17 protein-coding genes are annotated in these 18,073 nt (G+C 61.0%); 7 read left to right on the forward strand and 10 right to left on the reverse strand.

Annotated elements, in window-relative coordinates:
- Positions 1-36: 36 nt before the first annotated feature.
- From FHT73_RS22600 to acnA, 3 genes are all read right to left on the reverse strand, one after another.
- Positions 37-438, reverse strand: a complete 402-nt coding sequence (locus FHT73_RS22600) for a DUF2794 domain-containing protein (protein ID WP_112336326.1) — start codon at positions 436-438, stop codon at positions 37-39.
- Between the two features lie 377 nt (positions 439-815).
- Positions 816-1,559 carry a thioredoxin family protein gene (locus FHT73_RS22605; RefSeq protein WP_112336325.1) on the reverse strand — a complete coding sequence of 248 codons (744 nt, stop codon included), beginning with the start codon at positions 1,557-1,559 and terminating at the stop codon, positions 816-818.
- A 258-nt stretch (positions 1,560-1,817) separates the two neighbouring features.
- The gene (gene acnA, locus FHT73_RS22610) at positions 1,818-4,508 is read right to left on the reverse strand and encodes an aconitate hydratase AcnA (protein ID WP_112607875.1); all 2,691 of its coding nucleotides are present in this window, start codon (positions 4,506-4,508) and stop codon (positions 1,818-1,820) included.
- Between the two features lie 263 nt (positions 4,509-4,771).
- Between acnA and ccmA the strand changes: the two genes are divergently transcribed.
- From ccmA to FHT73_RS22635, 5 genes are all read left to right on the forward strand, one after another.
- Entirely contained in the window at positions 4,772-5,419 is a 648-nt protein-coding gene (ccmA, locus tag FHT73_RS22615; RefSeq protein WP_112607877.1) for a heme ABC exporter ATP-binding protein CcmA, read from the forward strand.
- 247 nt (positions 5,420-5,666) lie between these two features.
- On the forward strand, positions 5,667-6,326 hold the full coding sequence (gene ccmB / locus FHT73_RS22620; protein WP_112607879.1) for a heme exporter protein CcmB: 660 nt from the start codon (positions 5,667-5,669) through the stop codon (positions 6,324-6,326).
- 180 nt (positions 6,327-6,506) lie between these two features.
- Positions 6,507-7,265 (forward strand): heme ABC transporter permease, encoded by a 759-nt coding sequence (locus FHT73_RS22625; protein WP_183714969.1) that lies wholly within the window; start codon positions 6,507-6,509, stop codon positions 7,263-7,265.
- A gap of 1 nt (position 7,266) precedes the next feature.
- Complete coding sequence (ccmD, locus tag FHT73_RS22630) at positions 7,267-7,440, forward strand: heme exporter protein CcmD (protein ID WP_112607883.1); 174 nt, start codon at positions 7,267-7,269, stop codon at positions 7,438-7,440.
- A complete protein-coding gene (locus FHT73_RS22635; protein ID WP_112336319.1) occupies positions 7,437-8,042 on the forward strand; it encodes a DsbE family thiol:disulfide interchange protein in 606 nt (201 codons plus the stop codon). Before ccmD ends, FHT73_RS22635 begins: the two co-directional genes overlap by 4 nt.
- A 4-nt stretch (positions 8,043-8,046) precedes the next feature.
- On the opposite strand, the gene FHT73_RS22640 is transcribed toward FHT73_RS22635, so the two are convergent.
- From FHT73_RS22640 to dapF, 5 genes are read right to left on the reverse strand one after another with little or no spacing between them, the layout of a single operon-like run.
- The gene (locus FHT73_RS22640) at positions 8,047-8,637 is read right to left on the reverse strand and encodes a DUF2585 domain-containing protein (RefSeq protein WP_183714971.1); all 591 of its coding nucleotides are present in this window, start codon (positions 8,635-8,637) and stop codon (positions 8,047-8,049) included.
- Complete coding sequence (locus FHT73_RS22645; protein ID WP_183714973.1) at positions 8,634-9,365, reverse strand: septation protein A; 732 nt, start codon at positions 9,363-9,365, stop codon at positions 8,634-8,636. Before FHT73_RS22645 ends, FHT73_RS22640 begins: the two co-directional genes overlap by 4 nt.
- 7 nt (positions 9,366-9,372) lie before the next feature.
- Positions 9,373-10,899, reverse strand: coding sequence for a signal recognition particle-docking protein FtsY (gene ftsY, locus FHT73_RS22650; RefSeq protein ID WP_183714975.1), 1,527 nt, complete (start codon positions 10,897-10,899; stop codon positions 9,373-9,375).
- An 18-nt stretch (positions 10,900-10,917) separates the two neighbouring features.
- Positions 10,918-12,192, reverse strand: a complete 1,275-nt coding sequence (mtaB, locus tag FHT73_RS22655; RefSeq protein ID WP_183714977.1) for a tRNA (N(6)-L-threonylcarbamoyladenosine(37)-C(2))-methylthiotransferase MtaB — start codon at positions 12,190-12,192, stop codon at positions 10,918-10,920.
- The gene (gene dapF, locus FHT73_RS22660; protein WP_112607893.1) at positions 12,189-13,094 is read right to left on the reverse strand and encodes a diaminopimelate epimerase; all 906 of its coding nucleotides are present in this window, start codon (positions 13,092-13,094) and stop codon (positions 12,189-12,191) included. The genes mtaB and dapF overlap by 4 nt, the downstream gene beginning before the upstream one ends.
- Positions 13,095-13,461: 367 nt before the next feature.
- Between dapF and FHT73_RS22665 the strand changes: the two genes are divergently transcribed.
- Positions 13,462-13,905, forward strand: a complete 444-nt coding sequence (locus FHT73_RS22665) for an SRPBCC family protein (protein WP_162708046.1) — start codon at positions 13,462-13,464, stop codon at positions 13,903-13,905.
- Between the two features lie 183 nt (positions 13,906-14,088).
- Here the strand turns inward: FHT73_RS22665 and FHT73_RS22670 are convergent, their stop codons facing one another.
- Together FHT73_RS22670 and FHT73_RS22675 are read right to left on the reverse strand one after the other, a co-directional pair.
- Positions 14,089-15,105, reverse strand: coding sequence for an MBL fold metallo-hydrolase (locus tag FHT73_RS22670; RefSeq protein WP_183714979.1), 1,017 nt, complete (start codon positions 15,103-15,105; stop codon positions 14,089-14,091).
- On the reverse strand, positions 15,102-16,091 hold the full coding sequence (locus tag FHT73_RS22675; RefSeq protein ID WP_183714981.1) for a hypothetical protein: 990 nt from the start codon (positions 16,089-16,091) through the stop codon (positions 15,102-15,104). Before FHT73_RS22675 ends, FHT73_RS22670 begins: the two co-directional genes overlap by 4 nt.
- A 375-nt stretch (positions 16,092-16,466) precedes the next feature.
- Here FHT73_RS22675 and ffh point away from each other — a divergent pair, with 375 nt between their 5' ends.
- Entirely contained in the window at positions 16,467-18,059 is a 1,593-nt protein-coding gene (ffh, locus tag FHT73_RS22680) for a signal recognition particle protein (RefSeq protein ID WP_112412904.1), read from the forward strand.
- The last annotated feature ends 14 nt before the right edge of the window (positions 18,060-18,073 follow it).

The raw sequence follows: 18,073 nt of genomic DNA on the forward strand, positions 1-18,073 counted from the left end.
CAGAGCCGCCTAGCCCGCTGCGGAACCGCGCAGAAACTACTTCTCCACCAGCTTCAGCTGCTTGTCGAAAACCTTCAGCACTTGATTCAGGTCATGACCACGTTTCAGGATCATGCCGCTGGTATTGACGACGGAAAAGGCGCCCTGCTTGGCCGAGAGCTTCGGATTCTTTTCGATGCGGAAGAGCGGCATCTCGCCGGAGCGCTTGAAGACGGAGAAAACCGCTTTGTCCTTTAAATGGTCGATGGCGTAGTCGCGCCACTCGCCCTCGCCGACCATGCGGCCATAGATCCAGAGAATCGCATCCAGCTCCCGGCGATGAAACGTCACCGGCAGCGGGTCCTTGCTCTGTTTGTATTCTCTGAGATCAACGACGACGGATGAATTGGTATCGACGGAACGGCTTTCACCGTGTCTCAAATCCGGCTGATCAGTCATCAATCCCCCAGGGGCTATCTCATGACAGGAGAATGACAGTTTGCCTCAGCCACATCAAATTGCAAGACGGGTGGCGGCTCACAATTTCTTTCCCAGCTGTGAAAGCACCTCGTCAGCGCCGCATTTCAGCCAAAACGACGCCCAATTTACAGGAAGTATAGGGAACCGTTTGGCGCCGCCGCGTCAAACGGCCCGGCCGGGGCGCATCGATTAAACCCCAGCCCCGAATGCGTCCTCGCCGGGCACCTCCCCTTTTCGGCGCTAGCCGAAATAGGGTCCCCTTCTTGGCGCCAGCCAAAATAGGGATCTTTCGGCCGTCAGCCCAAATATGGAGCCTTTTCGGCCCAAGCCGAATGAAGGGCTCCAGAAAAAACCGCTCAGCCGTCCGAGCCCACAGTCAAGACAGTCGCCCCCAGGATGGCGGCCGGATCGCCCGCAGGCGTCGATGCCTGCAGCAGAATCGCGAGGCCTCGCCGGCCGGCTTTATCGAGCACCGTAGAGGGCAGCACTAGGCTCATAGCCTTGCCATCCCACATGCCCACCGTCTCGACATCGGAGACGGCATGCATATAGGCAATCTGCTGGCCGGTATTTTCGCCGCCCTTCGGCGCCACCATCTGCTCCTTGTCGAAATAGACAGCAACCACATTGGCCTTGCCCTGCCCGGCTCCGATCTTGATCTCCAGCTCGTCGCCCTTCATGGCGGCACTGACCGGAACCATCAGGCCCTCGCCAAGGCGCTCAAACTCGTCGAGCTTGACGTTGATGCCACTGAGATCGGCACCGTTCATATGGTCCCTGCCATTGACGATCGCCTGTGGCGTATAAACCCCGCTGCGGCCCATCGTCCGGGCATAAGCATACTGGCGCGCCGTATTGTCCTTGGACGCCATGGTGTCGTTCCAGCCGAGGTAATTCCAATAGTCGACATGGTAAGCAAGCGCCACGACATTGCCCTGGCGGATCAACTTGCGAAAGGCCGCGTCGGCGGGGGGACAGGACGCGCAGCCCTGCGAAGTGAAGAGTTCGACGACGCCCTTGATCTTCGGAGCCTCCTGCGCATGCAGCGAACTTGCCAGCGCGATGCCTGCCAGAAGTGGAACCAAAAATCGAAGGCGCATTTCTATCTCTACCTCTGCATCCAATCTCGAGCGCCGTCTGCCTACACGGGCTCTGCAAAACTCGCGCTTCTTGGGGCGACCAGGCCACATCAAGCCCGAAAAATCTGAAACAAGAGATAATAGTTTAACGCGCTGACGCAAAGTCACGATGGGGTGAGGCCGGAGTGAGCGGAAGTCTCGCCGTACACATCACCGTGAAAAACAAGAGGCCGCCGGAAGAGTTTTCCCGCGGCCTCCAATAACAGTGTTGAATGCCTATCAGGCAGCGAGATCGCGCAGAACCGTCTGCAGGATGCCGCCATTGTTGACGTAGATGACCTCATCCAGCGTATCGATGCGGCAGATGATCGGAACATCCTTCACGGAGCCGTCGCCATAGGTGATCTTGGCGATCTTGCGCTCGCGCGGCTTGATGTTTTCCAGGCCTTCGATCGTGACCAGTTCATCGCCCTTCAGGCCGAGGCTTGCCCAGGTGGTGCCTTCCTCGAAGACGAAGGGGATGACGCCCATGCCGACGAGGTTCGAGCGGTGGATGCGCTCGAAGGACTGTGCGATCACGGCGCGCACGCCGAGCAGGTTCGTGCCCTTGGCAGCCCAGTCGCGCGACGAGCCGTTGCCGTATTCGACACCTGCGAAGATGACGAGCGGAACGCCCTCGGCCTTGTACTGCATGGCCGCATCGTAGATCGACGTCTCTTCCTTGGACGGATAATGGATGGTGTAGCCACCTTCCTTGCCGTTCGGGCCGAGCATGTGATTGCGGATGCGGATGTTGGCGAAGGTGCCGCGCATCATGACTTCATGATTGCCGCGGCGCGTGCCGTACTGGTTGAAGTCGGCGACGCCGACGCCATGGCCGATGAGGTAGGAGCCGGCCGGCGAGGCAGCCTTGATCGAACCGGCCGGCGAAATGTGGTCGGTGGTGATCTTGTCGCCGAAAAGGCCGAGAACGCGAGCGCCCTTGATGTCGGAAATGCCGGCGCCCTTCTTGCCCATGCCTACGAAGTAGGGTGGGTTCTGCACATAGGTCGAGTTGTCGTCCCAGGCATAGGTCTGGCCCGGAGGAACCTGCACGGCCTGCCAGTTGGCATCGCCCTTGAAGACGTCCGCATACTTGGTCTCGTAGAGCTCGCGGGTGACGTATTTCAGGATGAATTCCTGTACTTCCTGCGAGGTCGGCCAGATGTCCTTGAGGAACACCGGCTTGCCGTTCTGGTCTTCGCCGATCGGCTCCTTCGTCAGGTCGAGCTGCACCGAGCCGGCGAGCGCGTAGGCGACGACGAGCGGCGGCGAAGCGAGATAGTTCGCCTGGACGTCGGGCGAGATGCGGCCTTCGAAGTTGCGGTTGCCGGAGAGGACGCCCGATACGATCAGGCCCTTATCGTTGATCGTCTTCGAGATCGGCGCCGGCAGCGGGCCGGAATTGCCGATGCAGGTGGTGCAGCCGAAGCCGACCAGGTTGAAGCCGAGCTTGTCGAGATCGGCCTGCAGGCCGGACTTGGCAAGATATTCGCCGACAACCTGAGATCCCGGTGCGAGCGAGGTCTTGACCCACGGCTTGGTCTTCAGGCCCTTGGCGACGGCGTTGCGGGCGAGAAGGCCGGCGGCGATCAGCACCGACGGGTTGGAGGTGTTGGTGCAGGAGGTGATGGCGGCAATTGCAACGTCGCCATGGCCGATGTCGAAATCCGTGCCTTCGACCGCATAGCGGTTGGAGAGCTGGCCGGGCTTCTTGTATTCGGTTTCGAGCGAGGTCGCGAAGCCGGAAGCGATGTTTTCCAGCGCGATACGGCCTTCCGGACGCTTCGGGCCGGCCATCGACGGAACGACGTCGTTAAGGTCGAGTTCCAGCGTGTCGGTGAAGACGAGGTCGGAACCGTCATTGTCACGCCACATGCCTTGAGCCTTGGAATAGGCTTCGACGAGCGCGATACGGTCCTTGGCGCGGCCGGACATGTTGAGATAGTTCAGCGTTTCCTTGTCGACCGGGAAGAAGCCGCAGGTCGCGCCGTATTCCGGACCCATGTTGCCGATGGTGGCACGGTCAGCGAGCGGCATGTTGTCGAGGCCGGGGCCGAAGAATTCGACGAACTTGGAAACGACGCCCTTCTTGCGCAGCATCTGCACGACGGTCAGAACGAGGTCGGTCGCGGTGACGCCTTCCTTGAGCTTGCCGGTCAGCCTGAAGCCGATGACCTCAGGAAGCAGCATGGAGACCGGCTGGCCGAGCATGGCAGCTTCAGCTTCGATACCGCCGACACCCCAGCCAAGAACGCCGAGGCCGTTGATCATGGTCGTGTGCGAATCGGTGCCGACGCAGGTGTCGGGATAGGCGATCGTTTCGCCGTCCTCTTCCTTCGTCCAGACGGTCTGGCCGAGATATTCGAGGTTCACCTGGTGACAGATGCCGGTGCCGGGGGGAACGACGCGGAAATTCTTGAATGCCTGCTGGCCCCACTTCAGGAAGCGGTAGCGCTCGCCGTTGCGCTGGTATTCCAGCTCGACGTTCTTGGCAAAAGCCTGCGGCGTGCCGAATTCGTCGACGATGACGGAGTGGTCGATGACGAGGTCGACGGGCACGAGCGGATTGATCTTTTCCGGATCGCCGCCGAGGGAGACCATGGCGTCGCGCATGGCGGCAAGGTCGACGACGGCCGGAACGCCGGTGAAGTCCTGCATCAGCACGCGCGCCGGGCGATAGGCGATTTCGTTCTCGACGGTGCCCTTGTTGGTCAGCCATTCGGCGACGGCAAGGATATGTTCCTTCGTGACTGACTGCCCGTCTTCAAAACGCAGCAGGTTTTCCAGAAGCACCTTCATGGAGTAAGGCAGCTTGGAAACGCCGGGCAGACCATTGGCCTCAGCCTTGGGCAGGCTGAAATAGACATAGTCTTTCCCGCCCACGGTCAGCGTGGAACGACAATTGAAACTGTCAAGAGATTTAGACACGAGATACCCCGTTTCTGATAGCCAACACAGTCGTGCGAACGCCTATGCACTTTATGCACATCAGGATGCGGGTACGGCCATTTCCGCTGTCCGCACGTAAGGCAGAAAACCTTATGTTCGGCGCAAGGATGAAATTCACGCCGACCGCTGGCGTGGTTGCAGGTCTTATAGATAATTTCGTAAAGACTTGCCAGAGTGACAAAGCGCAAATTTCGACAATTTTTTGCGCGTTGCGATAAAGAAAATAGGGAAAGCCCGAGCGAATGCATCTAAGCGCTGAAAAACTGGCTGCGAGGCGGGGTGAAGACCTGATTTTCTTGAATGTTTCCTTCAACTTGGCGAGTGGAGACGCACTCGTTTTGACCGGCCGCAACGGGTCGGGAAAATCGACGCTGCTGCGCGTTGTGGCGGGCCTTCTCAGACCGGAAAAAGGCACTGTCACATTCTCCGGAAATGACGGCAAATCGGGCCGTCCGGCCGGTGAAGCCAGCCACTATCTCGGCCACCGCAATGCAATGAAATCTGAGCTGACCGTGGCCGAAAATCTGATCTTCTGGAAAACCTTCCTCGCCGATATGCCGGGCGGCTCCGGTCTGAATGTCGATCAAGCGGCCGATGCCGTCGGGCTTGCCGGCATCACGCATCTGCCCTTCGGCTATCTCTCCGCCGGCCAGCAGCGGCGAATCGCTTTCGCCAAACTTCTGGTCGCCTACCGCCCTATCTGGATCCTCGACGAACCGACGGCAGCGCTCGACAGCTCCGCCGACCGGCTTTTTGCTGATCTGATCACCACGCATCAAAAAAGCGGCGGCATCGTTCTTGCGGCAACGCACCAGCCGCTGGGCTTGGAGAACGTACAGGAGATGCGGATGACGGGGTTTGCCGGGGCAAGTGAGGGGGTGTGGGGGTGATGCAGATACTCCTTCCCCTGCTGAGATTGCGACACCCCCCTCTGTCACTTCGTGACATCTCCCCCACAAGGGGGGAGATTGTTGGGAGTTCGCCTCACCTGCTTGCAAGGCCGTTGAGCTCTGTCTCTACGGATTCGATGTTTGATGGGGGCTTACGCGCGCCGCCAGTTACCAATCTTCCCCCCTGTGGGGGAGATGTCACGATAGTGACAGAGGGGGGTATCTCTCGTTACGGCAGGATCTCCCCATGACAGCCCTCTTCTTCCGCGACCTCAGACTTTCGGTGCGCGCCGGCGGCGGGGCGTTGATCGGTATCCTGTTCTTCCTGACCGTCGTCGCCATCATCCCTTTCGCCGTCGGCCCCGACCTCAAACTTCTCTCGCGCATCGGCCCTGCCATCGTCTGGATCGGCGCGTTGCTCGCAAGCCTCCTCGGCCTCGACCGACTGTTCCAGGCCGAACGCGATGATGGCTCGCTCGATCTGCTCGTCATGCAGGAAACGCCGCTGGTGCTGACGGTCTTCATCAAATGCGCGGCCCATTGGGTGGCGACCGGCCTGCCGCTTGTCATCGCCTCGCCGCTGCTCGGCCTCTTTATGAATATGAACGAGACCGCGATCGCGACGACGGCCCTGACGTTGCTCGTTGGCTCGCCGGCGCTCACCTTCATCGGCGCGGTCGGTGCCGCCGTCGCCGTGGCGCTGCCGCGCGGCGGGTTGCTGGTCTCCATTCTGGTGCTACCGCTCACCATTCCCGTGCTGATCTTCGGCGTCAGCGCCACCTATGCCGCCGTCGAGGGACCGCAGCCCTTCCTGCCGCCGTTCCTGATCCTGATCGCGCTCACCTTGTTCTTCGCGGTCCTCGGCCCGGTGGCCGCCGCCCTTGCCTTGCGGAACACGACGGATTGATCAGAGCAATTCCAGGAAAAGTGTGAAGCGGTTTTCCGTCCGGAATTGCGTAAATACAAAAGGATAGAGCGTTTTCGCGTTTCGAAGAAAAGCGGAAAGGCTCTCATGGAGATACTGTTTCGCCCATCTGAGGCAATGCGGTCGATTGCCGGAAAAGCCATATCGGGTTAAACAAGCCGCATGAGCGATATCACTGCGATCAGCCGTTTTTCCGACCTCGCCAACCCCACGCGGTTTCTGGCGTTTTCGGCGCGTCTCATTCCCTGGCTGGCGACGATTACAGCCATACTCCTAGCGATCGGACTCTACCTGTCCTTCTCCACTGCGGGGGACTACCAGCAAGGCGACACCGTCCGCATCATGTACATCCACGTTCCGGCCGCCTGGCTGTCGATGATGTGCTACACGATCATGAGCATGTCGGCGATCGGCACGCTGGTCTGGCGCCATCCGCTGGCCGATGTCGCCGGCAAGACGGCCGCCCCGCTCGGCGCCGCCTTCACCCTGATCGCGCTGGTCACCGGCTCGCTCTGGGGCAAGCCGATGTGGGGCACCTATTGGGTCTGGGATGCGCGTCTGACCTCGGTCTTCATCCTTTTCCTGATGTATCTCGGCTTGATTGCGCTCAACCGCGCCATGGACGATCCGTCGAAGGCCGCTCGCGTCGCCTCGATCCTGACGCTGGTCGGCTTCATCAATATCCCGATCATCAAGTTCTCCGTGGACTGGTGGAACACGCTGCATCAGTCGGAAAGCATCATGCGCATGGATGGCCCGGCCATCGATGCGGAATTCCTCTGGCCGCTCTTCACGATGGCGCTCGCCTTCACGCTGCTGTTCTTCACGCTGCACCTGATGGCGATTCGCAACGAGATCTGGCGCCGCCGCATCGCGACGCAGCGCCGTATGGCCGCGCGTATGGCAAGCCGGGAGGACTAGAATGTCGCATCCCTTCTACGTCTTCGGCTCCTATGGCTTTGCCGCCTTCATGATCCTCGCCATCATCGCCTGGATCTGGATCGACGGACGCCTGCGCCGCCGCGAACTTGCCGCATTGGAAGCCTCCGGCATCCGCCGCCGCTCGCAGCGCCCATCAGAAAACGAGACGAAATGACCACGGATGCCGATAACAAGGATCAGCCGAAATCCAGCGGTACCGCACGCTATCTGCTGGCGCTCATTCCACTGATCGTCTTTGCCTGCATCGCATTTGCCGTCGGCAAGGTCATGTATGACCAGGAAGTGCACGGCACCGATATATCGGCCATTCCCTCGGCCCTGATCGGCACCAAGGCGCCGAAATTAGCGCTGGCGCCGCTCGACGGCTCCAACCTGCCGGCACTGACCGATGACGCCATCAAGGGCAAGCTGACCCTCGTCAACGTCTTCGCCTCATGGTGCATTCCCTGTCGCGACGAGCATCCTGTGCTGAAGGAACTCGCCAAGGACGGCCGGCTCAATATCGTCGCGATCAATTATAAGGATACGAGCGAGAATGCGCTGCGCTTCCTCGGCGAGCTCGGCAATCCCTACAACGCCATCGGCATCGACCCGAACGGCTCGGCCGCCATCGACTGGGGCGTCTACGGCATTCCGGAATCCTACCTCGTTTCTCCCGACGGTACGATCCTCTACAAACAGGTCGGCCCCTTCACGCCAACCAGCCTGAAGGAAGGGCTTTATCCGGCGATAGCGAAGGCAACTGGCAAATCCTGATTGCTTAAAGCGCACTCTGCCACGTCTTGATCGCCTCGACCGGCCACACCAGCATCAACACGTTCAGCGTGAGATTATCGCGGATCAGATAGCCGGTAAGCAGTTCAAAGAAGATGGCAATGACGACTGTCACCAAGACCGGCGCACGCCAGGCAAACAGGAAGCCGACGACCATGAAAACGGCATCCATCGACGAATTGAGAATGCTGTCGCCGACATAATCGAGCGAGATCGTCGCGGCGCGATATCGGTTGATGATGATCGGGGAATTCTCCAAGATTTCCCAGCCGGATTCGATCAGCATGGCAATGAAGAGCCGCATCGACAGCGGTTTGCCGCGCATGATCAGATGCGTGAGCCCAAAGAAAAGGAAGCCGTGGATGATGTGCGACGGCGTATACCAGTCGGCGATGTGCTGTGAATTGCCGCTGGATTTCACCACCGGCTCGAAAAGCTTGACGTAGCCGCAGGTGCAGATCGGCACGCGGCCCATCATATATTCGGTGACGATCTGCACGAGCAGAACGACGGCGCACGCGATGAACCAGAAGCTCTGTTGCCGATAGCGGCTTTGGGCGTCGATGGCTTCGCTCATTTACCGTTTTCCGCCGGTTGTTCGATCGTGTGCTTCATGATCAGCGGCATCTGCGACAGAGTGAAGAGGATGGTGATCGGCATCGTTCCCCAGACCTTGAAGTTCACCCAGAGATTATCCGCCGCGTTGGTGTCGGGCAGGTAGAGCCAGTTCGAACCACGCCAGACGACTTCGTTAAGCACGGCGAGAACGAAGAAGAAAATGCCCCAGCGCAGCGTCAACTTGCGCCAGCCCTCGGCATCCAGCTGAAAGGCGGCATTGAAGACATAGCCGAGCAGCGACTTGCCGAAGGCAAGACCGCCGAGCAGCGCGACGCCGAACAGCGCATTGACGATGGTCGGCTTCATTTTGATGAAGGTTTCGTTCTGCAGGTAAATGCCGAGCGCGCCGAAGATCAGCACCACGATGCCAGAGACGAAAGGCATGAGCGGCAGATGACCGAGCATGACCTTCGAGACGATGAGCGAGATCACCGTCGCCGCCATGAACAGGCCGGTGGCGACGAAAAGCGGGCCGCCGAGCGCTGCGAGCTGTGGGAAATGCTGCACCAGCCAGTCGCCACGCAGATTGCCGAAGAAGAACACCAGCAAAGGCCCGAGTTCCAGCACCAGCTTCAGCATGGGGTGGTGTTTGTCGGCAGCACTTGGGGTGAGATCGCTGTCGCTGGTCGTCATTGCGGCACTTTCCCTGTCATCAAACTTGTCATCGAATTTGTTCTTGTCATTCATTGGCTGTTTACAGCCCCGTACCGGCAATGGCATGGGCAAAATCCTCGGCTTCGAACGGCTCGAGATCGTCTACACCCTCGCCGACGCCGATGAAATAGACCGGCAGCTTGTGCTTGGCCGAAATGGCGACGAGGATGCCGCCGCGGGCCGTGCCGTCGAGCTTCGTCATGATTAGCCCGTTGACGCCGGCAACATTGCGGAAGATTTCCACCTGGTTCAAGGCGTTCTGGCCGGTCGTCGCATCCAGCGTCTGCAGCACGGTATGCGGCGCATCCGGATCGAGCTTGCCGAGCACGCGCACGATCTTTTCCAGCTCGGCCATCAGCTCCGCCTTGTTCTGCAGGCGCCCGGCGGTATCGATGATCAAAACGTCGCTCTTGTTGGCCTTGGCCTGCTGGAAGGCATCGAAGGCAAGGCCGGCGGCATCTGCCCCGATCTTGGTACCGATGAAATCCGATTTAGTGCGCTCGGCCCAGATCTTCAGCTGCTCGATGGCAGCCGCACGGAACGTATCGCCGGCGGCCAGCGTAACCTTCAACCCGGCGCCGGAGAGCTTCGCCGCCAGCTTGCCGATCGTCGTCGTCTTGCCGGTGCCGTTGACGCCGACAACAAGGATCACATGCGGCTTGTGGCTGAGATCGAGCTGCAGGGGCTTGGCGACCGGCTTCAGCACCTTGGCAATCTCCTGCGCCATGATGCGGCTGACATCTTCGCCCGTCACATCCTTGCCATAGCGCTCCGAGGCGAGCGTATCGGTGACCCGCATTGCCGTCTCGACGCCGAGATCGGCCTGGATCAGCAGATCCTCCAGATCCTGCAGCGTCTGATCGTCAAGCTTACGCTTGGTGAAAAGCGCCGCGATCTGCCCCGTCAGCTGCGACGAGGTGCGCGCCAACCCGGCTCGCAGGCGCTGGAACCAGGAGAGTTTCTGTTTTGGCGCTTCGGGGACGGGCTCGGGGGTCGAGGCGGCAGTGGAGAAGCCCTTGGGGAGATTGGGGGCTTCGACCGAGGGTTCGCTGGTTTCGAATGAGGGTTCCGGGGCTGTCGGCGTTTCTGCGTTCTTCGACGAAAGGTCAGAGTTTGCCGAAGCTTCTTCACCCTCCTCTGTCCTATCGGACATCTCCCTCACAAGGGGGGAGATCGGTTCGATGGGATGCTCTTCCGGAACTAGATTAGCTTCGGTATCTGCAGCTTGCTCCGGTTCGATTGCCTGACGATCTTCGGGCTGCTCTTGCGACTCGACCTCAAGGGAACCGGAAGTCTCAGCGGCCTCGATCTCTTTCGCGCCGGAAGCATCTGCCTGGCTTTGAGCCTCTTGCTCAACCGGCGCTTCACGCTCCAACCGATCTCCCCCCTTGTGAGGGAGATGTCCCGAAGGGACAGAGGGGGGTGATGCAGGCTCGGCAGGTTCTGACGCCGGCGAAACATCCACGACAGGCGCGTCAGCCCCAGTCAAATCCTCCGCAGGCGCCTGCTCCTCGGCCGGCTTTTCACGGCCGAAGGTGAAGACTTTTTTGATGAAACCGAGCGCCATGAAGTGTCCGTTGAAGCATTAGGCCGCGTCGGCGGCCAGAAGTTGCATGTCGAGGTGCTTGCCATTGTGGCCGGTGATTGCGACCTGCACAAGGTCGCGCGGGCGAAGGCCGGGGGCGGCAACAAGCGTGAAGTTTTCCGTATGCGCCAGCCCGCCATTCTCCACAAGCAGCCATTGCCGCGTGCCGACCATCTTGTCGAGATGCGCCTGGTGCAATCTCTGTCCGGCCTCGCGCAGGCGGGCGGCGCGTTCCTTGATCAGGCCGCGATCGAGCTGCGGCATGCGGGCGGCGGGTGTGCCGGGACGCGGGCTGTAAGGGAAAACATGCAGATGCGCGATGCCGGCCTCTTCAGCCAGGCCGACGGCATTGGCGAACATCTCTTCCGTTTCCGTCGGAAAGCCGGCGATCATATCGGCGCCGAAGCTCGTCTCGGGGCGGAGCCGACGCACATCTTCGATAAACCCGATAGCATCGGCGCGCGAATGCCGCCGCTTCATCCGCTTGAGGATCATGTCGTCGCCATGCTGCAGCGAGAGATGCAGATGCGGCATGAAGCGCGGCTCGTCGGCGATCAGATCCATCAGATGCCGATCGGCCTCGATGCTGTCGATGGAGGAGAGCCGCAGCCGGCGGATCTCCGGGATTTGCTTCAGCAGCGTTTTGGCAAGCAGGCCGAGCGTCGGCGTTCCCGGCAGATCAGCACCATAGCTCGTGGCATCGACGCCGGTCAGCACGATCTCGCGATAACCGCTTTCGACCAGATTGCGGGCTTGGTCGACAACGGCACCCATGGGCACGGAGCGCGAATTGCCGCGGCCATAGGGGATGATGCAGAAGGTGCAGCGGTGATCGCAGCCATTCTGCACTTGGATGAAGGCCCGCACGTGACCGTCGATGTGGCGGATCATCTGCGGCGCGGTGGCCCGCACGCTCATGATGTCGTTGACGCGCAGCTTCTCTTCCGCCGAAACGCCGAAATCCGGCAGGGAGCGGTAGGAGGTGCTCTTCAGCTTCTCCTCATTGCCCAGCACGGCATCGACTTCTGCCATTTCTGCAAAGGTCTGTTTCTCGGTCTGCGCCGCGCAACCTGTCACGATGATGCGGGCATGCGGATTGTCACGCCGCGCGCGGCGGATCGCCTGCCGCGCCTGGCGCACGGCTTCGCCTGTTACGGCGCAGGTATTGACCAGAATGGCATTGTTGAGCCCGGCTTTCTCCGCCTCGGCCCTCATCACTTCGGATTCATAGGTATTGAGACGACAGCCGAAGGTAATGACCTCGACCCCGCTCACCGCGCCTGAGCCCCCTGCTCCGGATCGCGCGAGAAGCTGCCCGTGACCGGATCGACCGTGCCGGACCATTCCCATTCGGCAGGCCCAGTCATGACGACATGGTCGTTACTGTCTAGCCATTCGATGGTGAGCTTGCCTGGCGCAGGCGCAGAGGCAACCTCGATCGTCACCTTGCGGCCGGTGCGGCCGGTACGCGCGGCGCTGACGGCAGCTGCACAGGCGGCCGAACCGCAGGCAAGCGTCAGGCCGGCGCCACGCTCCCAGGTGCGGGTGCGTAGAAGCGTTGGCGAAAGCACCTGTGCCAGCGTGATATTGGCGCGCTCGGGAAACATCGGGTGGTTTTCGAGCAGCGGGCCGAAGCGATCGAGATCGAAGGACATCGGGTCCCTGTCCACCCAGAAGATTGCGTGCGGATTGCCCATCGACATCACGGAAGGCGAATGCAGGACGGGATTGTCGATCGGCCCGATCTGCAGCTCGATGCGGCTGGTATCGGCAAATTCCTCGGCAAGCGGGATCTTGTCCCAGTCAAAGACCGGCGTGCCCATATCGACCGAGATCGTGCCGTCCTCATGCTCTCTGGCATTGAGGATGCCGGCGACGGTCTGGAAGGTGAACACCTTTTTGCCGGTTTCGGCCGCCAGCGCCTGCACGACGCAGCGCGTGCCGTTGCCGCAGGCCTGCGCCTTCGTGCCATCGCAGTTCAGAATATCGATCCAGGCATCGGTGCCATCAACCTTCGGGTCATGGATCGCCATGATCTGGTCGAACTGGGTTGCTGGATCGGCATTGAGCGCGATCGCCGCCTCGGCCGTCACCACATCCTTGCGGCCGCGCATGTCGACGACCAGGATCTTGTTGCCAAGCCCGTTCATCCTCGCGAATTCGACCGTATTGCTCATGATGTCATGTCCGTCAGTGTTTTCGAGCTGTATATGGCGGAAATGCGGGGGAATTACCAGTGGGACGTGAAGGACGACAATTTTCAGATTTGGCCGCGGTCTCCGGGCCGCCCGATCCTTCGACGGGCTCCGGATGAGGGCGGAGCGAGTTGCAATCCAAATAAAGGACATAGCCCTCATGGTGGGGCGGCCTGCAAGGCCGTCTCGAACCACGAGTACGGGTGGCTCGTGCTTTGACCGCAACGAAAATCCCGCCAAGCAGCCTTGACGTTATTTATTTCCAGAAAAAATCATTCGCCATGTCGGATTGTCAAACATTGCCACGTCCTAGGCTCGTCCACTCCGTAAAACCATAGGGATTATGACCATGCCGAATACCATAAGCCTGCATCGCGTCCTCGCCACCAGCCCGGAAAAGGTCTATCGCGCATTCATCGAAGCCGACGCACTTGCCAAGTGGCTGCCACCGAACGGTTTTGCCTGCAGCGTGCATCACTTCGAAGGAAAAGTCGGCGGCGCGTTCAAGATGTCGTTCCGCAATTTTACGACCAGCGAAGTCCACGCTTTCGGCGGTGAATATATCGAGCTCGTTCCCGGCGAACTGGTGCGTTACACAGACAGGTTCGACGACCCCAACCTGCCCGGCCAAATGGAAGTGACAGTGACGTTGAAAAAGGTGCTGGTGGGAACCGAGGTCAACATCACCCAGGCCGGCATTCCGGACGTCATTCCCCCGGAGGCCTGCTATCTCGGCTGGCAGGAATCGCTGATCAATTTGGCGAAACTCGTCGAGCCTGAGATTACGCAGTAAGTCGAGATAGGCATAGGGCTTTCTGAAAACCCCTTCTCCCCTTGGGGAGAAGGTGCCGGCAGGCGGATGAGGGGGTTGCCAGGGGCACAAAACCCGTTGGATCAGAAGCGATGGCCCTCATCCGACCCTTCGGGCCACCTTCTCCCCAGGGGGAGAAGGAACTTTCGGCCCAAGCGCCAACGCTCACACAACCGGAACGTCAAAAACCTCGCCAGCCCTTAGCGGCCGAAACCGCTCCGACTCGACGCTTTCTGCCTTCAGCGCGGCATCCAGCGCCTGAACGGGCGCATCGATGCCCTCGTCCGTCAGCTGGAACGTCGCGAAGTGATGCCCGGCGGCATATGCGGCGTTGCAGAGCTTCATGCCCCTGACCGCCTCTTCCGGATTCTGGTGCTGGCCCTTCATGAACCAGCGCGGCTCATAGGCGCCGAAGGGCAGGATCGCGAGGCGGAAGCCGCCATGTTTTTGCCGGACGGCGTCATAGTTGATGCCGTCGTGAAAGCCGGTATCACCGACATGATAGATCTTGCCTGCCGGCGTGGTCAGCACGAATGCCGCCCATAGCGCCATGCGCCGGTCGCCCATGCCGCGCGCCGACCAATGATGGCAGGGCTCGGTATCGATCGTCACTCCGCCTCTGACCTCAACGCGATCGCCCCAGTCGACAACGGTGATGTCGGCATCCGGAACGGTACGGCGGATAATCGTATCGTTGCCGAGCGGCGTGACGATCTTTGGCCGATGCGCCTGCTGCAGGCGGGCAAGGGTGGCGAGATCTAGGTGGTCGTAGTGATTATGCGTCACCAGCACGAGGTCGATATGGGGCAGGTCCTCGAAGCGGATGCCGGGCGGCACCACGCGCTTCGGCCCGACGGAGCGGAAGGGGCTGACCCGCTCCGACCAGACAGGATCGGTCAGGATATTCAACCCGGCGACCTGCACCAGCATCGACGCATGGCCGACCATGGTGACCCGCATCTGCTCGCCGAAAACATGCCGGTCCGGCTTGGCCGGCGGAAAGGCGCTGATGACGGGATTGGGCCAGCGCACCCGCCCGCCGCCGAGCTGCCAGCGCAAAAGATCGAGCGCATTGCCCGGCGCTACGCCGCCCGGGTTGAAGAAACGCCGGCCGTCGAAATGATCGGAAACCGGACCTTGATAATAGGGATTCTTCCTGGCAGAGCCGGAGGAGCTTGTCATGGCTTGTCCGCTCCTTGGGTACCTGCCGCCTCGGCGGTGGGAAAGCCGGCTTTGGCAAACCATTCTTCGGCCTCGGAAGGCGTCAGCGTCTCCTCAAGCACGACATTCGCCGGCATGGCAAAGAGCTGCGGCGTGAAGAAGCTGGTATCCCACAACGCCGCGCCTTCGACCGGAGGTGAGAGCACAATGATCTGCCGACCATCGATGCGGAAAATCGTCTCGACGGATTCCTCGCCGGAAATATCGGCAAGGCCTGGCTCATCCGGCCGCACCGTCTGGTAGCGCCACCAGGGCTCGTCATTGCCCTCTTCGACCACGGTCACGCAGCGCGCCATATCGACAATGAACCGGTTGGGCGCCCGACCGCCGGGCAATCTCTCGCCGAAGGCCGCCTGGACGAGCGTGAACAGATGAAAGCAATTGACGATATTCTCATACCGCAGGCGAAAACCCTGACGGCTCGGCAGATGCAGCACCAGCAGATCGTCGCTGCGGCTCAAGAGCACTTGGCGGACCCAGGCCGCACCCGGCGTATAATCCTGCAATTCCGCAAGCATCGCCATCAGCGCCTTGTTGCCGGCAGCGAGTGCACGCTCCTGCGACATGCCGGAAAGATGCGAAACTGCCGATTGGCCGAGCAGCTGAAAAGCGTCGAGCAGCTGCCTTTGCCGTGGGCTAAGCTCCTTGCGGCCGGCAAAGCCGCGGTGAATCTGCGGCAGCCACGCCAGATAGAGCTCCCAGACGGCTGGACCGCTGCGCTCCACCGCACCGCCCTTTTCGACGATGGTGCCGAGCAAATTGGCAAGAACGGCGGCTCCAGGTGGCGGCAGGCGGCTGAGCTCGCGCGCCGCCCGCGCCGCGATCTTCGGCTGGGCCTTGGCGCTCGCATAGAAGGCTTGCGCCGCGACGTTGAAACGGGTGTCCACCCGGCCACCGGCGTAAGCGCGACAGGCAGCAAGAAGATCGGTCAGGGCTGCATCATTCATTCGGAACGGTCTCGGGGAATCACTTGACGGCTGGGATCGATACAACAATTCGAAGACGGTGATACCGTCAAATCGACATCGATATGGGGATGTCATCCGTGCATTTCAGGCATTTCGGTCGCATTGGGTTGACTTTGCCGGCCTTTTCCTGTTTATCGCCCGCAATCTGCGACGAGCACAAGCCTCCGAGCCACCGACCGGGACCCATTTAGGTATAAAGAGATCCCGGAGGTCAACACCCGACAGCGCGATGCGCCCTCGGGTGCTTTTTGGCTTTGCGTCTTGTTTTCGTCATGGAAAAGCACGACGTTTTCGGGCGAGGAACCGCGCAAATTGCGCCAAGTCCAATCCCAAGCGATCGATAAGGAAGAACCGATGTTTGAAAACCTCCAGGACCGTCTTGGTTCCATTCTGAATGGACTGACTGGCCGCGGCGCGCTTTCGGAAGCCGATGTTTCCGCGGCACTGCGCGAGGTTCGCCGCGCGCTGCTCGAAGCCGACGTGGCGCTGGATGTCGTTCGCTCCTTTACCGATCGCGTCCGCGAAAAGGCCGTTGGCGCCGAAATCCTGAAGTCGATCAAGCCCGGCCAGATGGTCGTCAAGATCGTCCACGACGAGCTCATCGAAATGCTCGGCGGCGAAGGCGTGGGCATCGATCTTAATGCGCCTGCCCCGGTCGTCGTCATGATGGTCGGTCTGCAGGGCTCGGGTAAGACCACGACCACGGCCAAGATCGCCAACCGCCTGACAAGCCGCGACCGCAAGAAGGTCCTGATGGCCTCGCTCGACACGCGCCGTCCGGCGGCGCAGGAGCAGCTGCGCCAGCTCGGCGTGCAGACGGGCATCGACACGCTTCCGGTCATATCCGGCCAGTCACCAACCGATATTGCCGCTCGCGCCGTGCAGGCCGCCAAGCTCGGTGGCCATGATGTCGTCATCCTCGACACCGCCGGCCGTACGCATATCGACGAGCCGCTCATGGTCGAGATGGCGGATATCAAGAAGAAGTCCAATCCGCACGAAATCCTGCTGGTCGCCGATAGCTTGACCGGTCAGGACGCCGTCAACCTCGCCCGCAATTTCGACGAGCGCGTAGGGATCACCGGCCTCGTACTGACCCGTATGGACGGCGACGGCCGCGGCGGTGCCGCCCTTTCGATGCGCGCAGTCACCGGCAAGCCGATCAAGCTGATCGGTGTCGGCGAAAAGATGGGCGAGCTGGAGGAATTCCATCCCCGCCGCATCGCCGACCGTATCCTCGGCATGGGCGACATCGTGTCGCTCGTCGAAAAGGCCGCGGAGAATATCGACGCCGAGAAGGCGGCCGCCATGGCCGCCAAGATGGCCAAGGGCAAGTTCGACCTCAACGATCTCGCCGATCAGCTCGGCCAGATGCAGAAGATGGGCGGTATGGGCGGCATCATGGGCCTGATGCCCGGCATGTCCGGCATGAAGGACAAGATGGCCGCTGCCGGCCTCGACGACCGCCTGTTCAAGCGCCAGCTCGCCATCATCTCCTCGATGACCAAGGCCGAGCGCGCCAATCCGGATCTCCTGAAGCATTCCCGCAAGAAGCGCATCGCCGCCGGCTCCGGCACCGACGCCTCCGACATCAACAAGCTTCTGAAGATGCACCGCCAGATGGCGGACATGATGAAGATGATGGGCGGCAAGGGCAAAGGCGGCATGATGAAGCAGCTGATGGGCGGCCTCGCTGGCAAGATGGGCCTCGGCGGCGGCCTAGGGGGTATGGCCGGCGGCATGCCCGACCTGTCGAACATGGACCCGAAGCAGCTCGAAGCCCTGCAGAAGCAGGCCGAAGCCGCCGGCCTCGGCCGTCCCGGCGGTCTGCCGGGTGGCTTGCCAGGTCTGGGCGGCGGGGGCGGTTTGCCCGGTCTCGGCGGCGCCAAATTGCCAGGCCTCGGCGGTGGTTTCCCGGGGCTTCCGGGTTTGCCGAAGAAGAAGTGAGAAGGATCGTTGAC

Source organism: Rhizobium sp. BK098, from assembly GCF_014193155.1.
GTDB lineage: Bacteria > Pseudomonadota > Alphaproteobacteria > Rhizobiales > Rhizobiaceae > Rhizobium.

What these genes read in the sequence shown, in the direction of transcription:
- FHT73_RS22640 (WP_183714971.1), bottom strand. Translation starts at nt 8,637, where the DNA reads ATGAGCGAAGCCATCGACGCCCAAAGCCGCTATCGGCAACAGAGCTTC.
- FHT73_RS22675 (WP_183714981.1), bottom strand. Translation starts at nt 16,091, where the DNA reads ATGAATGATGCAGCCCTGACCGATCTTCTTGCTGCCTGTCGCGCTTAC.
- FHT73_RS22605 (WP_112336325.1), bottom strand. Translation starts at nt 1,559, where the DNA reads ATGCGCCTTCGATTTTTGGTTCCACTTCTGGCAGGCATCGCGCTGGCA.
- FHT73_RS22600 (WP_112336326.1), bottom strand. Translation starts at nt 438, where the DNA reads ATGACTGATCAGCCGGATTTGAGACACGGTGAAAGCCGTTCCGTCGAT.
- FHT73_RS22625 (WP_183714969.1), top strand. Translation starts at nt 6,507, where the DNA reads ATGAGCGATATCACTGCGATCAGCCGTTTTTCCGACCTCGCCAACCCC.
- ffh (WP_112412904.1), top strand. Translation starts at nt 16,467, where the DNA reads ATGTTTGAAAACCTCCAGGACCGTCTTGGTTCCATTCTGAATGGACTG.
- dapF (WP_112607893.1), bottom strand. Translation starts at nt 13,094, where the DNA reads ATGAGCAATACGGTCGAATTCGCGAGGATGAACGGGCTTGGCAACAAG.
- FHT73_RS22635 (WP_112336319.1), top strand. Translation starts at nt 7,437, where the DNA reads ATGACCACGGATGCCGATAACAAGGATCAGCCGAAATCCAGCGGTACC.
- ccmA (WP_112607877.1), top strand. Translation starts at nt 4,772, where the DNA reads ATGCATCTAAGCGCTGAAAAACTGGCTGCGAGGCGGGGTGAAGACCTG.
- FHT73_RS22665 (WP_162708046.1), top strand. Translation starts at nt 13,462, where the DNA reads ATGCCGAATACCATAAGCCTGCATCGCGTCCTCGCCACCAGCCCGGAA.
- FHT73_RS22670 (WP_183714979.1), bottom strand. Translation starts at nt 15,105, where the DNA reads ATGACAAGCTCCTCCGGCTCTGCCAGGAAGAATCCCTATTATCAAGGT.
- ftsY (WP_183714975.1), bottom strand. Translation starts at nt 10,899, where the DNA reads ATGGCGCTCGGTTTCATCAAAAAAGTCTTCACCTTCGGCCGTGAAAAG.
- FHT73_RS22645 (WP_183714973.1), bottom strand. Translation starts at nt 9,365, where the DNA reads ATGAATGACAAGAACAAATTCGATGACAAGTTTGATGACAGGGAAAGT.
- ccmB (WP_112607879.1), top strand. Translation starts at nt 5,667, where the DNA reads ATGACAGCCCTCTTCTTCCGCGACCTCAGACTTTCGGTGCGCGCCGGC.
- ccmD (WP_112607883.1), top strand. Translation starts at nt 7,267, where the DNA reads ATGTCGCATCCCTTCTACGTCTTCGGCTCCTATGGCTTTGCCGCCTTC.